Consider the following 14,064-nt stretch of genomic DNA (forward strand, 5'->3'; position numbering starts at 1 on the left):
TGCTGGAAACGGTCGACACCCCCGGCACGGTCTTGATGATCTCGAACGCCGGACGAACGGTGTGCGCGGTGGTGTGGACGGCACCGGAGACCATCCCGTCGACCATGCCGTTGTACACCAGCATGGTGCCGAAATACGAGCCATCACGCATGGTTTCACGTGCCTGCTCGACCGTGATTCCTTTGCCCTTGCGCAATTCCGCGTACTGGTCGGCGAACTGGTCGCGCAGTTCGCTGGTGCGGGGGTTGATCACCTTGGTGTTACTCAGGTCGACCCCGAGTTCTGATGCACGCAACCGGATTTGGGCCTCGTCACCCAGTATTGTCAGGTCAGCCACACCGCGCTGCAACAGACGCCCGGCGGACTTGAGGATGCGATCGTCGTCGCCTTCGGGGAGAACTATGTGCTTGCGGTCCGAACGGGCCTGCTGGGTCAGCCCGTAGGTGAACATCTGGGGTGTGGTAACCGTCGGGATCGGAATAGCGAGCTGTGCCAACAGGTCCGCGATGTCGACGTGGCGTTCCATCAGCTCCAGCGCGGTGTCGATCTTGCGCTGCGAGGTTGCCGTGACGCGACCGCGAGCCGAGGCGGCCGCGCTGGCCGCGTCGTAGGTGCCCAGGTTGGTGGCGACGATCGGCAGCCTCAGGCGTAGGCCGGAAACCAGTGCCGCGATCGACGGGTGCAGCTCGAAGCCACCGTTGAGGACGATGCACGACAGCGTCGGAAATCCCTGGGCCGCATGGGCACTGGTGACGGCCAGCACGACGTCCGAGCGGTCGCCGGGGGTGATGACCGCCATCCCGTCCCGCAGCCGTTCCAGCACATGGTCAGCGGTCATCCCGGCCACCAGCACGCCCGTGACCTCGCGTTCCCGTAGCGAGATATCGCCGCTGATCACATTGCCGTTCAAGGCTTCCTGCAATTCGGCGACCGTCGGAGCCGCCAGCAGCGGCTCTTCGGGCAGCACATAACTGCGCGGGGGAAACGTGTGCAGTGCCTCGGCGACGGCGCCCAGCTGCGTGGGATCGCACCGATTGGCCACCACGGCCGCGGTATGGGCACGCTGGGCGGACAACTCGTCCAGGCACACCCCGACGACGCCGGCGATCTGGTCGGGCGTGCGGTCTTTGCCACTGACCGCCAGCAGCACCGGTGCGCCCAGGTTTACCGCGATCTGGGCGTTGACCGACAGCTCGGCCGGACTGGTCACGTCCGTGTAGTCGCTTCCCACGATCACCACCGCGTCGCAGTGCTGCGCCATCTGGTGATACGCGTCGACGATCCCGACGATCGCGGCGTCCCGATCGGCGTGCAGGTCCGCGTAGGTCACGCCGACGCTCTGCTCATACGACAGGCCCGCGGTGGTGTGCTCGAGCAGCAGTTCCAGGATGTAGTCGCGCTCCGCATCCGCGCGCGTAATCGGGCGGAACACACCGACTTTGGCGACCATAGCGGTCAATCGGTGCAGGATTCCCAGCGCGATCGTCGCCTTGCCGGATGCCGGTTCGGGCGCGGCGACATAGATCCCCGAGGCGGGCACCTGTCGTTCAGCCCAGCCGTCGCAGCCTGGGCGCCAGGTCCTTCTCGAACAGCTCCAGGAATCGGCGCTGGTCATGGCCGGGCGCGTGGAATACCAGGTGGTTGAGGCCCCAGGTCACGTACTGACCGACCTTTTCGACGGCCTCGTCGGGGTCCGACGAGACGATCCAGCGCTTGGCGATCTGCTCGATTGGCAGTGCGTCAGCAGCCTTTTCCATCTCGATCGGGTCGTCGATGCTGTGCTTTTGCTCGGCCGTCAGCGACAGCGGCGCCCAGAACCGGGTGTTGTTGAGCGCCAGCTCGGGATCGGTGTCGTAGGAGATCTTGATTTCGATCATCTTGTCTATGTCGTCGGCATTGCGGTTGGCGGCCGCTGCCCCTTCCAAGACGGCCGGCATCAGCTTTTCGGTGTAGAGCTCCTCGCCCTTGCCGGACGTGCAGATGAAGCCGTCGCCCGCGCGTCCGGCGTATTTGGCCACCGCCGGGCCGCCGGCCGCGATGTAGACGGGCACCCCGCCTTCCGGCACGTCGTAGATCGACGCGCCTTTGAGCCGGTAGTACTCGCCGTCGAAGTCGACGCGGTCGCCGCGCCACAGCTCCCGCATCAGCCGCACCGACTCGCGCAGCCGGGCGAACCGCTCCTTGAACTCCGGCCAGGCGCCCTGATACCCCGTTGCGATCTCGTTCAGCGCCTCACCGGTGCCCACGCCGAGGAAGACGCGGTTCGGGTAGAGGCAGCCCATGGTCGCGAAGGCCTGCGCGATGACGGCCGGGTTGTAGCGGAAAGTAGGCGTGAGCACCGATGTGCCTAGCTGCAGCCGTTCGGTCCGTTCCCCGACGGCGGTCATCCAGGCCAGTGAAAACGGCGCGTGCCCACCCTCGTGCCGCCACGGCTGAAAATGGTCACTGACAGTGGCGCTGTCCATACCGTGGGCTTCAGCGGCGACCGCAAGTTCGACGAGCTCGCGCGGCGCGAATTGTTCAGCAGATGCTTTGTATCCGAGTTTCAGTTCAGCCACGAGTTCTTTCTACTCCTCTCCAGATGGTCGCGACCCGCTGCGCCCGGCTTCGCCGCGCTTGCGATCGCTTCTACCCAGATGGTCGCGACCCGCTGCGCCCGGCTTCGCCGCGCTTGCGATCGCTTCTAGACTCGCGGGCATGGCACCGGCGCCGACTCTTTTCCAGGTCACCGACACCGTGCACTTCGTCCGGGGAGGTGCGGTCAATTGGGTGCTGGTCCGCGACGGCACCGGCGTGATGATGATCGACGCCGGCTATCCCGGTGACCGCCAAGACGTGCTGGACTCGTTGCGCAAGCTCGGCTATGACGCGGGCGACGTGCGCGCCATCCTGCTGACCCATGCGCATATCGACCATCTGGGATCGGCGATCTGGTTCGCCAACCAGTACCGCACTCCGGTGTACTGCCATGCCGACGAGGTGGGCCACGCTAAGCGCGAGTACCTGGAGCAGGTGTCGGTCTTCGACATCGCGCTGCGCATTTGGCGACCCCGATGGGCGATGTGGGGCATTCACGTGGTTCGCAACGGCGGTCTGATCCGCGACGGCATCCCGAGCGCCCGTCCGCTGACCGCCGACATTGCCGCGGGGCTGCCGGGACACCCGGTGGCCATTTTCAGCCCTGGGCACACCAGCGGACATTGCTCGTATCTCGTCGATGGCGTTCTGGTCAGCGGTGACGCACTGATCACCGGCCATCCATTGCTGAGTCACCGCGGACCCCAGCTGCTGCCGGAGGTGTTCAGCCACAGCCAGCAAAACTGTCTGCGCAGTCTGGAGGCCCTGGGCCTGGTGGAGACCGAGATACTGCTGCCCGGCCACGGCGACGTGTGGCGCGGCCCGATCCGCGAGGCCACCGACGCGGCGATCGCGCTGGCCCGCTGAGCACCGCAACGGCCGCGCCGAACGTGCCGCCAGGGCGAAAAAACAGCCGGATCTTCGCCCTCAGAGCACGCTCGGCGAAGGCGTTTCGCTTGCCTGCCTAGCCGATGGCCAGCCCGAGGTGCTCACGCAGGGTGTCGCCGGTGTACACGGTGCGAAACGCGCCGCGCTCCTGCAACAGCGGCACCACCCGGTCGACGAATTCGTCCAGGCCGTGCGGCGTCAGGTGCGGCACCAGGATGAAGCCGTCGCAGGCGTCGGCCTGGACGTAGTGGTCGATCTCGTCGGCGATCTGCGCGGCGGTGCCCACGAACTGCTGCCGGCTGGTGACGGCGATGACCAGTTCGCGGATCGAGAGGTTCTCTGCCTCGGCGCGTTCGCGATAGCGGCGGGCCACGGCGGCCGGGTCGACGTGGCGTACCCGTCCCTGGGTGATACCGGGGTCGCTGGTCGGCTCGATCTCGGGGAGCGGCCCGTCCGGATCGTAGCCCGACAGGTCACGGCCCCACACCTGCTCGAGCATCGCGATCGCCGTCGCGCCGCTGACCTGCTGATAGCGGATGTGGCGCGCCTTGTCCTGCGCGTCGTCCGCGGTATCACCCAAAACGAAGGTCGCAGCCGGAAAAACCTTGAGCTGGTTAGGATCTCGCCCGTATGACGCGGCCCGGCCTTTGACGTCGGCGTAGTAGCGCTGGCCATCCTCGAGCAACGCGTGCAGGGTGAACAACGCATCGGCATGCCGGGCACCGAAGGCCCGCCCCTCGGGAGAATCGCCGGCCTGCAACAGCACCGGATGACCCTGCGGCCCCGCGGGCAGCGTCGCGAACCCCCGCACGTCGAACTGGGGACCCGAATGCGCGATGCTGCGAATGCGATCCGGATCGACGTAGACGCCGGTTTCGACATCGGCCAGCACGGCGCCGGGATCCCAACCGTCCCAAAACGCACGGGCCACGGCGAGGAATTCCTCGGCCCGCTGGTAGCGGTCGGCATGATCGAGAAAGCCCCCGCGCCGGAAATTGGCGCCGGTGAACGCATCCGACGAGGTGACGATGTTCCAGCCGGCGCGGCCGCCGGACAGCTGGTCGAGAGTGGCGAATTGCCTTGCCACTTCGAATGGTTCGTTGAAGGTGGTGTTGATGGTCCCGGTCAGCCCGAGTTTGTCGGTGACGCCTGCCAGCGCCGCCAGGACGGTGAAGGTGTCCGGCCGGCCCACCACGTCGAGGTCATAGATCCGTCCCCGGTGCTCACGCAGTCGCAGCCCTTCGGCCAAGAAGAGGAAGTCGAACATTCCGCGTTCGGCGGTGCGGGCGAGGTGTACGAACGAGTCGAACTCGATCTGGCTGCCCGCGTCGGGGTCGGTCCACACGGTGGTGTTGTTGACGCCCGGAAAGTGGGCCGCCAGATGAATCGGCTTGCGGCTCAAGCGATCAGACCCCACCGCCTGGCGATCAACTCATGTGAACGCAACCGGTCCTGATGCTGGTGGGTCACCGAGGTGACGATGAGCTCGTCGGCGCCGGTCAAGCGCTGTAACGCGGACAGCCGCTCGGCGACCTCATCCGGATCACCGACGAATTGCGTTTCCAGCCTGTCCTTTACGACTGGCAGCTGTTCATCGGTGAGCGGGTGGCAGTCGTCCGGACCCGGATAGGGCATGGCGCCCACACCGGTCCGGATGGAATACACCCATTGCCCGTAGCCGGCGGCCAGACGCCTGGCGGTGGCGCTGTCGTCGGCCACGACGATGTCGGCGGAGACCACGACGTAGGGCCGCTCCAGCGCGGCCGACGGGACGAAGGTCTCGCGGTAGGCGTCGATGGCCTCCAGCGCGGTCGCCGGAGTGATGTGATAGCTCGCGACGAACGGCAGCCCGCACGCGCCCGCCACCCTGGCGCTCTGCCCCTTGGTGCTGCCAAAGACCCACGGCGTCAGTCCGGATCGCTCACCCGGCACCGCGTGCACGTCAAAGCCCTCGACCTCATAGGTGCCGTCCAGCATCGCGATGATGTCGCCGAGCTGCTCGGCGAAGTCGGGCGAAATCGCCTCCGGTTGTTGCAGGATCCCCATGGTGGCCTGCACCCGCTCCTTGTCGAGCAGCCCACGCAGATCGAACGGCAGCGGAATCACCACACCGTCGACCTCACGCCACTGGCGCGGCGTGCGAGGCGACGCTGACGGCTGTTTCGGCTTGAACCCGGTGTCGCGTCGTTGCCCTCGGCCAACACCCAGGTCGATGCGGCCCGGGTAGAAGGCGTCCAACATGCCGAAGCTCTCGACCACCGCGGCGGCTGTGGTATGACTCAGCTGGACCGCGGCCGCTCCCACCCGAATCATGTTGGTAGCAGCCGCGATTTGCCCGATCAGCACCGCCGGCGCCGAGCTGGCGACGCCGACGAAGTGATGCTCGGCGATCCAGTATCGGCGATAACCCCACTGTTCGGCATGCCGGGCCAGGTCGATGGTGTTGCGCAGCGCGGTCGCGGCATCGCCGCCGGCGCTGATCGGCGCCAGGTCCAGGATGGACAAGGGGATCACCGGTTCACCGCCGTATAGCGGTTGGGTGCGATCGGCAGGCCGAGCCGTTCGCGCAGGGTTTCGCCGTCCCGGTACCCGGTACGGAACCGCCCGGCGCGCTGCAGCAACGGCACCACCTCGTCGACGATCACCGGAAGGTCGGCGGCGTTGACGGCCGGTCGCAACCGCGCTCCGTCGACGCCCAGCCGCTGCCAGTCCAACAGCATGTTGACCAATTCCGTTGCGCTACCACCGAAGACCAGCGCATCGGAGCGGAAGTCGGCGTCCCCGCCGAACGAAACCACGGCGTCGGCAAACACTTTCAGGTGCGCGCCACCCGCCGCTCGCACCTCGTCGAGAATGCTTTGCAGCGACGCAGAATCGGTGGGCGTGACGAAGACGACATCCGCTGTGGCTGCGGCGAATTCGTAAACCGGCCCGGCATGCGCCAGCGCGGCCACCACCGGCTGGCCCTGCGGCGGCCGCGGCGTGATCGACGGACCCTTGACCGACAGGTACTTTCCGGCGAAGTCGATGTAATGCAGTTTGTCGCGGTCGACGTAGCGTCCGGCGGCCACGTCGCGGATCACCGCGTCGTCCTCCCAGCTGTCCCACAACCGGCGCACCACGTCCACGTACTCCACGGCTTCGTCGAACAGCGAGATTTCGGCCACGTCGCGGCGGCCGATCAGAGCCGCCTCATGCGCGGTAACGCTGACCCTGGGTTGCCAGCCCGCCCGACCGTGCGACACATAGTCAAGTGTGGCAATGGATTTAGAGACGTGAAACGGCTCGGTGTGGGTGACGGTGGCCACCGGGATCAGCCCGATATGGTGAGTCGCCGGCGCGATGCGGGCCGCGACCAGCACGGCGTCACCGCGACCGGCCAGCCGACGCGGATCGATGCGCTCGCGGCGCCCCGGCTGGGGCATCAGAGTGTCGTCGACGGTCAGGAAGTCGAGCAGCCCGCGCTCGGCGATGGCCGCGAGCTCGGCCCAGTACCGCCCGCTGAGCACCGGCTGCGCGCCGGTCGTGGTCCGCCACGCCTGTGGGTGCCAGCCGTATCCGTCCAGCGCGACACCCAGCTGAAACGCGGCGGTCATGCCAAGCCTTTTTCGAACGCGATGGGCAGCACCGGCCCGCGGGCGGGCAGCGGGGCGGCAAGCCGGGTGTATCCGCCGGTGCGATACAGCTCCTCGGCCTCCGGTTGGCGGTCGCCGGTGATCAGGTAGATCTTCCGGTAGCCGCGGGTCGCGATCTCGGTCTCCAGCTCCGCCAACAGCGCCATCGCGAATCCCTGGCGGCGGTACTCGCGGTCTGTCCAGATGCGCTTGAGCTCGGCGGTGTCAGGATCGAACCGGCAAAATGCGCCACCGGTGACCGGACGGCCGTCCAGCAGACCGATCAGCATCCCGCCGTCCGGGGGCACGAACTCGTCGGCCGGGCCCCCCTGCATCCACGTCAGATACGTCTGCGACGTGCCGCCGTAGCGTTGCGCGTACTCGACGGCCAGCTCGGTCAGTAACGGCTGGGCCACCGGGTCAGTCAGGCCGGCCGGGACAAAACGGAGCACTCCGGACATGACTAAACCCGCACTGCCGTGAGGTATCTGGGGGTGACCGCGAGGTCGCGGGGGCGCGCCGGCCGACGTGCCGGCATGCCACTGGCGGCGCGCATATCGACCACGGTCTTCTCGGCCGTCCGCCAACCGTGGGACGCCAAATATTCAGGGATGTAACGGTATTCACCCGGGTAGGTCAGCATGGCCAGGTCGACGTCCAGGCCGTGCTGGCGCCAGAGGTCGACCAGGGCCTGACCCTCTTTCAGCTGCAACGTCGTCCAGGTGGGCATGTGATCGGCCGCGAACCGGCTGCCGGCGACGCTCACCGCCGTGATGTCGTGCAGTAACCGATCCTGCCCGCCGGGCGGCAAATAGCCCACCAGCAGCTGCTCGGCGATCCACACCGTGCGTTGCGAGGTGTCGAAACCGACTCGTCGCAGCGCCGCCAGCCAGTCCTGTCGAAGATCGATGCCGACCGCGCATCGGTTGGTGGTCACCTGGGCGCCCAACCCGCGCAGCACCTCGGTCTTGAACTCCACGACCTCCGGCCGGTCGATCTCGTACACCGTCGTGCCGGGCGGCCACCACAGCCGATACGGCCGGGTGTCCAGACCGGACGCCAGGATCACCGCTTGGCGGATGCCCGCCCTGCCGGCCTCGGCGAGGAAATGGTCCAAGAACCGCGTGTGCGCCACCAGAATGTCGATGAGCCCGGTCATTCGGGCGTTGTCGCCGCCGTCATCGGAGAACAACTCGTTCTCGATCAGCCGGGTGAAGTACTCCACCCCTACGGCGCGGACCAACGGCTCGGCGAACGGATCCTGGAGCAGGCCTTTGTTGGTTGCCACTGCCCTGGCGGCCGCGCCGAATGTCGCGGTCATTCCGACGCCGGTAGTCGGGTCCCACCTGTCGTCGTCTGTACGTACCATCTGGCCTCGTCAGCCGTTCGAACGTTGTCGCAGAACCAGTCCAACGGTCCCTCGCCAACCAAGCAACAACACCGCGGTCGCGAACGATGCCACCAGCACGAAACTCGCCGCCACACCCGCCGAACTCGCCTTGCGCAACAGCATGCCGACCACCACCGTGCACACCCAGACGATCACCCCGGTGGGGACCACGGCGGTGGGCCGTCGCCAACCCCGCGACACCAACCACCCGACCAGGGTGCCGGATAAGAAGGGCCACGCCGTCGTCGCGAGGCCGGTGATATTGAGTCCCTCGTCGTGGCTGCGGCGCCCCACCGCGCAGAACACCAGCACACCGAGGATGTCGGCGCTCAGCCACGCCGGCCCGCGCCGCGATTGCATGCAGCGAGACTACCGCGGATCCTTGACCCCGCCGCTGGGGTGAACCTAGATTCGGCAGGAATGAAGGCCCATTCACAGGCACCACCGACGTTCGATCCGTACGACCCGCTTGGGCTGGACGCCTCCTTGTCGAGCGACGAAATCGCGGTGCGCGATACCGTCAGAAAGTTCTGCGCCGAGCACGTCACGCCGTATGTGGCCGAATGGTTCGAGGCCGGCGATCTTCCGGTGGTCCGCGAACTGGTAAAGCAGTTCGGTGAGCTCGGCCTGCTCGGCATGCACTTGGACGGCTACGGATGTGGCGGGGCTTCGGCCGTGCATTACGGGCTGGCCTGTGTAGAGCTGGAAGCCGCCGACTCCGGCGTGCGCTCCATGGTCTCGGTCCAAGGCTCACTGGCGATGTTCGCCATCTGGAACTTCGGGTCCGAGGAGCAAAAGCAGCAGTGGCTACCCGGCCTGGCCGCCGGCGACCTGATCGGGTGCTTCGGGCTGACCGAGCCCGACGCCGGGTCCAACCCTGCCGAGATGAAAACCCGGGCACGACAAGATGGTTCGGACTGGATCATCAACGGCCGCAAGATGTGGATCACCAACGGTACGGTCGCCGACGTCGCGATCGTGTGGGCCGCCACCGACGACGGGATCCGCGGGTTCATCGTGCCCGCCGATACCGAAGGCTTCGCCGCCAACACCATCCACCACAAGCTGTCGCTGCGGGCGTCGATCACCAGCGAGCTGGTGCTGGACGACGTGCGGCTGCCCGCCGAGGCGATGTTGCCCGACGCGCTGGGACTCAAAGGGCCGCTGTCCTGTCTGTCCGAGGCGCGCTACGGCATCGTCTGGGGAGCCATGGGAGCGGCGCGCTCGGCGTGGCAATCCGCACTTGACTACGCCTCGCAGCGCACGCAATTCGGCCGTCCGATCGCCGGATTCCAGCTGACCCAGGCGAAACTGGTCGACATGGCGGTCGAACTGCACAAGGGTCAACTGCTTTCGCTGCACCTCGGCCGGCTCAAAGACAGCGTCGGACTGCGTCCCGATCAGGTCAGCTTCGGCAAGCTCAACAACACCCGCGAGGCGATCAAGATCTGCCGGACGGCTCGAACAATACTGGGCGGCAACGGAATATCTCTGGAATACCCGGTAATCCGGCACATGGTCAACCTCGAGTCGGTGTTGACCTACGAGGGCACGGCCGAGATGCACCAGCTCGTACTCGGCCAGGCCTTCACCGACTTGTCCGCGTTCCGCTGACCCGTCAAGAACTCCAATGCCGACAGCGCAACGCGGCCAGGAGAGCATCGACATCGCGGCGCCGCCGACGCGGGTGTACGACCTGGTCGCCGACATCACTCGGATGGGCGAATGGAGCCCCGAATGCTACCAGTGTGAGTGGCTGGACGGTGCGACCGAAGCGGCGCCCGGGGCACGGTTTCGCGGGTACAACCGGATTCGCGGCTTCCGCTGGCAACGCACGGTAATCGTCGACGTCGCCGACCGTGGCCGCGAGTTTGCCTTCACCACGGTCGACGGCCGCAGCGGCCGCCACGAAACCCGTTGGCGCTATGCGATGGAACCTTCGCCCGCCGGCACGCTGCTCACCGAGTCCTTTGAGTTTCTCTGGTGCTCGATCGCCAGCAGAACGCTCGAGATGCTGCTGCCCCGTGGACGCCAGGTGAACCGCGGCATCCACGAAACCCTGGTGCGAATCAAGCACGCGGCCGAACGTGGCGGCGGCACCGCATAATGCCCCACCGATGCCCCGGAAGGATAGATACTGGGTCATGGCTAATCGGATGCGGGCCTGCGGGCTGTTCTTCGGCGCTTTCCTGGCCCTGGTGACCGGGATGCCCACGGCGGGCGGTGATCCCAATGTCACCTTGCCCCCGATGACCTCCACCGGCGGCGGACCGATCATCGGTGGCGGTGACGGAGCAGCCCAGGGTCGGATGTCGCTGCAACTGACCAGCCGCAACAACCCCGACATTCAAGAGGTGGACGGCTCGGACGCGGGCGCGTTCATCAACGCGGCCGCCGGTGTCGCCGACCTCAGGCTGGCCGCGCCGTTCCAGTCGCTGCAGCAAGTGCTGGGCTGCCAGCAGAACAACGCGGGATTCGGGGCGCGCGCCTACCGTCGCGCCGACGGGCAATGGGGCGGCGCGATGCTGGTCATCGCCAAGAGCGCCACCGTGGACGTCGACTCGATGACCAACTGCGTCAGGTCCAGCTGGCGTAAGCCCACACCGGGCGGAGCCAACGCGATGTGCAACAGCGGCTGGACCTACCCCACCTCCGGCGACAACCACCGCCCCGAGACCTACTACATCCTGCTTGCCGGAACGGCCGCAGACTTCTGCAGCGTGCCCAACGCGGACTACCGGAACTACGCGTCCGCCTGGCCGTGAGCCGGTGGGCGGTCACCCCATGTCGACCCAGATGGTCGAACCCGCCGACACGGCGGCGACGACCGCGAGCAGCATTGTGTCTGTCGCGCGCAGGCGCGGCACGTCGGATCCACCCATTCGCAGTTCGCGGGCAATCAGGAACAACGGAAACGTGACGCTGATCGCGATGGCGAATCCGCCTGCAATGTAGAGCCATACGAACTTGACGCCGTGCCGTCTGGCCTCCAGCACCATCAGAATCGCGGCGGCGAGCAAGAACAGCAAAAGGTCGACCGTCAGCGATCGAGAGGCCGGTGTGACCTTGGAGTCGAGCAGGAATCGGGTCGGCTTGTCGAAGTAGGCCACATTCTGGCTCCACGTCGCGACGAGCGCGGCGAGCGAGATCGCGCCGTAGACGACGCAGAGGATTTTGCGCGACGTGGGGATGGATGAGGCTTGGCCGGTTGTGGTCATGGCCCCACCGTAGAGCTTGCTATGCGGGCGGAGCGCAGTTGTTGGGATCGTTAGCCGAGCCCGCCGCTGTTTAATCGCCACCACTGGTGTCGTAGCAGAAATAGCGAAAGGATCTGCGACATGAAGACGCCCGGGTTGCGTCAGCTGACCATGAGGACGGTATGGCAAAAGTAAGAGTGACTGACGCCGCGGGCGTTCGGTGGAGGGTGTATCGCCGATGGGGTTTCAATTACTGGCGGGCCCGCGACGAAGCCATGAGCGGCGATGCCGCAGAGGCCGGCCTCATCATTGATTTGCTGCAGGTCGTGGTGATATCGCCGTTCTGGTTCATTGCCAAGTGGTTCGGGGTGCCGTGGACAATTGTGATTGAGCGCAACGGAACCGAGGTGGGCGACGTGCGGGTGCGCGGATGGCGTAAGTCGAAGTGGTGTATTCAAGACATCGCCGAATCGGCGACTGACGGGACACTTGAAGAAAAGGTCGCCGCGCAATTGCCGTCGGTAGCGGACTTCCCGCCGGATATGGCTGTGACGCCTGAGGCCTGGGCGAAGCTGACCCCGGAAGCCAGAGTGACGCTATGGCGGATGTACAACTCGGGTGGGCTGCGCCGCAACTAAATCATCAGCACGACAAGCCAGAAGAAGGACCAAGTGGCGAACGATGAGCAGGCGCAAGCCGTAATCGACTGGGTCAACGGTGCGCCGCTCGGTGAGTTGGCCACCGAACTCATGGCTGCCTTCGCCCCGCAGGCAGCGGGACGGCCCGCCACTGGCGTCTACTTAAACCACCTCGGCGCGTGGCTGTTTCGTGGCTACACCCGTCCGCAGAGACACGCCGCAGACGTGGTCACGCCGGTGCGGGAGGCCGTGCAGTTGTTGGAGCACGCCGAACTGGTCTACCTAGGGACGACCGGCAGCGGCGCCGTCGAATGGACCGCCACCCGATTGGGCTTGGCGACCCTCGCCTCCGGGAAGCCCGCTGTCCGGCAACGTATTAGAGATCGGACCGGTCTGTAGTGCGGTGAGCCCGCCGTTGTGTGACAACATGGCTGACCGTGAGCATGCTGTTTCGACTGGCCGCTGCGACGATCGCGGCTGTGTGGGCGACGACATTGCCGCCTGTTGGTTCCGCGACGCCTGATCACGGGGTGAGTGCGGTGCTGCTGTCACAGACCAGGCTCAACGGGCAGGACTACATCCTGCGCGAGATCACCATCGACCCGGGCGGCAGCACCGGCTGGCATTGGCACGACGGCACCCTCTTTGGCGTCGTCAGGCAAGGCACACTCACTCACAATCTCGCCGACTGCAGCACCGACGGCGTCTATGGCCCCGGCGATGAGATCACCGAACCCAGCGGCTCCGACCACGTCCATATTGGTCGCAACCTGGGACCCGTTCCGGTGTTACTGCAGGTCGTCTACATCGATCCGGCCGGCAGCCCGTTAGCCAAGGATGCCCCCGATCCTGGCTGCGGATACGCCTGAACGCCTATCCGCCGATCCCCTCGCGTGGCACCACGGTGGGGCGGAATCCGGCCCGCGGGACGGCACCCGCAGTCGCCTCGGACCGCGGCGTCATTCCCGCAAACGGCATGCCGCCCAGCATGTTTCCGGGGTCGCTCGCCCTGACGGCCTGGCTGACGGCGGCACCCGTCAGTGGAGTCGGGCTCGGTGGCACGGCCGCGGTGGCCCACGGGTGCGGAACCGACAATTGCCCGATGGGCACGGCCTTGCCCATTTCGGCTGACGCCACCGTGACTGGCCGGGTCCGGCGCTGAGCACGCCCGGCAGGGCTTCGGCATCACTGCCGACGGCCGTCGACGCCAGCGCCGCCGACGGGCTGAGCGTCTTGACCACCGAGCTCAACGACGACGTCGCCGACATCGTCGAGCTCATCGTCGACGCGCCCGAACTGGCCGGCGACACCAACGAGCTCACGCTGTCCAGGCCGTCGGTCAGAGGCTGCGAGAGTTGCTGAAGTGCCTGGGGTACAACAGATATCCCTGCGGCTCGGTCGGCAAGCCCGGCCTCGTCGGTGAGCTCCGCCGGCGGCATGAACTGGGTCAAGGTCGACGCGACCGCCGGGGCACTGGCGTAGCCGTACATGGCGGCGGCATCTTGGGCCCACATCTCCGAGTAGTGCGCTTCGGTGGCCGCGATCGCCCGAGTGTTGATACCCAGGATGTTGGTCGCGGTCAGCGTGGCCAACACCGTGCGGTTGGCCGCGATCACCGGCGGGGGCACTGTGGCGGCGAACGCCGCGTCGAATGCGCTTGCCGCCGCCCTTGCCTGGGCCGCGGTCTGCAGCGCTTGTGCCGCAGTGGTATTCAGCCATGTCAGGTAGGGAGCGGTCGCGGCCAGCATCGACACCGATGC

At 66.6% G+C, this 14,064-nt stretch carries 18 protein-coding genes; 7 read left to right on the top strand and 11 right to left on the bottom strand.

The genetic code is table 11. The features are described 5' to 3' along the window. The coding region (gene pta, locus VML93_RS18660) for a phosphate acetyltransferase (RefSeq protein ID WP_414686391.1) at positions 1-1,615 on the bottom strand (1,615 nt) is incomplete at its 3' end. Then, the gene (gene fgd / locus VML93_RS18665; protein ID WP_325612928.1) at positions 1,548-2,558 is read right to left on the bottom strand and encodes a glucose-6-phosphate dehydrogenase (coenzyme-F420); all 1,011 of its coding nucleotides are present in this window, start codon (positions 2,556-2,558) and stop codon (positions 1,548-1,550) included. The genes fgd and pta, both read right to left, overlap by 68 nt. A gap of 139 nt (positions 2,559-2,697) precedes the next feature. Between fgd and VML93_RS18670 the strand changes: the two genes are divergently transcribed. Next, the gene (locus VML93_RS18670; RefSeq protein WP_325612930.1) at positions 2,698-3,444 is read left to right on the top strand and encodes an MBL fold metallo-hydrolase; all 747 of its coding nucleotides are present in this window, start codon (positions 2,698-2,700) and stop codon (positions 3,442-3,444) included. 97 nt (positions 3,445-3,541) lie between these two features. Here the strand turns inward: VML93_RS18670 and VML93_RS18675 are convergent, their stop codons facing one another. Genes VML93_RS18675 through VML93_RS18700 form a run of 6 tightly spaced genes read right to left on the bottom strand, consistent with a single transcriptional unit; the run spans position 3,542 to position 8,829 of the window. After that, positions 3,542-4,867: an NtaA/DmoA family FMN-dependent monooxygenase gene (locus tag VML93_RS18675; protein WP_325612931.1), complete on the bottom strand. Its 1,326-nt coding sequence runs from the start codon at positions 4,865-4,867 to the stop codon at positions 3,542-3,544. Further along, the gene (locus VML93_RS18680) at positions 4,864-5,979 is read right to left on the bottom strand and encodes an LLM class flavin-dependent oxidoreductase (RefSeq protein WP_325612933.1); all 1,116 of its coding nucleotides are present in this window, start codon (positions 5,977-5,979) and stop codon (positions 4,864-4,866) included. The genes VML93_RS18675 and VML93_RS18680 overlap by 4 nt, the downstream gene beginning before the upstream one ends. After that, on the bottom strand, positions 5,976-7,061 hold the full coding sequence (locus tag VML93_RS18685) for an LLM class flavin-dependent oxidoreductase (protein WP_325612935.1): 1,086 nt from the start codon (positions 7,059-7,061) through the stop codon (positions 5,976-5,978). The genes VML93_RS18680 and VML93_RS18685 overlap by 4 nt, the downstream gene beginning before the upstream one ends. Next, a complete protein-coding gene (locus VML93_RS18690; RefSeq protein WP_325612937.1) occupies positions 7,058-7,540 on the bottom strand; it encodes a GNAT family N-acetyltransferase in 483 nt (160 codons plus the stop codon). Before VML93_RS18690 ends, VML93_RS18685 begins: the two co-directional genes overlap by 4 nt. 2 nt (positions 7,541-7,542) lie before the next feature. Next, positions 7,543-8,448 (bottom strand): class I SAM-dependent methyltransferase, encoded by a 906-nt coding sequence (locus VML93_RS18695; protein ID WP_325612939.1) that lies wholly within the window; start codon positions 8,446-8,448, stop codon positions 7,543-7,545. Between the two features lie 9 nt (positions 8,449-8,457). Further along, complete coding sequence (locus VML93_RS18700; protein WP_325612943.1) at positions 8,458-8,829, bottom strand: DUF3054 domain-containing protein; 372 nt, start codon at positions 8,827-8,829, stop codon at positions 8,458-8,460. 60 nt (positions 8,830-8,889) lie between these two features. On the opposite strand from VML93_RS18700, the gene VML93_RS18705 reads away from it, so the two are divergent. From VML93_RS18705 to VML93_RS18715, 3 genes are read left to right on the top strand one after another with little or no spacing between them, the layout of a single operon-like run. Then, on the top strand, positions 8,890-10,083 hold the full coding sequence (locus tag VML93_RS18705) for an acyl-CoA dehydrogenase (RefSeq protein WP_325612945.1): 1,194 nt from the start codon (positions 8,890-8,892) through the stop codon (positions 10,081-10,083). Positions 10,084-10,099: 16 nt separating this feature from the next. Further along, the gene (locus VML93_RS18710) at positions 10,100-10,576 is read left to right on the top strand and encodes an SRPBCC family protein (protein WP_325612947.1); all 477 of its coding nucleotides are present in this window, start codon (positions 10,100-10,102) and stop codon (positions 10,574-10,576) included. Positions 10,577-10,613: 37 nt separating this feature from the next. Further along, a complete protein-coding gene (locus tag VML93_RS18715; RefSeq protein ID WP_325612950.1) occupies positions 10,614-11,234 on the top strand; it encodes a hypothetical protein in 621 nt (206 codons plus the stop codon). Between the two features lie 12 nt (positions 11,235-11,246). On the opposite strand, the gene VML93_RS18720 is transcribed toward VML93_RS18715, so the two are convergent. Further along, on the bottom strand, positions 11,247-11,687 hold the full coding sequence (locus VML93_RS18720; protein WP_325612952.1) for a DUF2834 domain-containing protein: 441 nt from the start codon (positions 11,685-11,687) through the stop codon (positions 11,247-11,249). Between the two features lie 254 nt (positions 11,688-11,941). On the opposite strand from VML93_RS18720, the gene VML93_RS18725 reads away from it, so the two are divergent. The 3 genes from VML93_RS18725 to VML93_RS18735 are packed head-to-tail and all read left to right on the top strand — an operon-like array spanning position 11,942 to position 13,173. Next, the gene (locus tag VML93_RS18725; protein ID WP_325612954.1) at positions 11,942-12,304 is read left to right on the top strand and encodes a hypothetical protein; all 363 of its coding nucleotides are present in this window, start codon (positions 11,942-11,944) and stop codon (positions 12,302-12,304) included. A 33-nt stretch (positions 12,305-12,337) separates the two neighbouring features. After that, a complete protein-coding gene (locus tag VML93_RS18730) occupies positions 12,338-12,703 on the top strand; it encodes a hypothetical protein (RefSeq protein WP_325612957.1) in 366 nt (121 codons plus the stop codon). Positions 12,704-12,747: 44 nt separating this feature from the next. Beyond that, positions 12,748-13,173: a cupin domain-containing protein gene (locus VML93_RS18735; RefSeq protein ID WP_325612962.1), complete on the top strand. Its 426-nt coding sequence runs from the start codon at positions 12,748-12,750 to the stop codon at positions 13,171-13,173. Between the two features lie 4 nt (positions 13,174-13,177). On the opposite strand, the gene VML93_RS18740 is transcribed toward VML93_RS18735, so the two are convergent. Continuing rightward, complete coding sequence (locus VML93_RS18740) at positions 13,178-13,426, bottom strand: PE/PPE C-terminal domain-containing protein (protein ID WP_325612959.1); 249 nt, start codon at positions 13,424-13,426, stop codon at positions 13,178-13,180. Further along, positions 13,342-14,064: PPE family protein (locus tag VML93_RS18745; protein ID WP_325612961.1), on the bottom strand; the 723-nt coding region annotated here is incomplete at its 5' end. The genes VML93_RS18745 and VML93_RS18740, both read right to left, overlap by 85 nt.

It is taken from the genome of Mycobacterium sp. (genome assembly GCF_035499775.1).
GTDB lineage: Bacteria > Actinomycetota > Actinomycetes > Mycobacteriales > Mycobacteriaceae > Mycobacterium.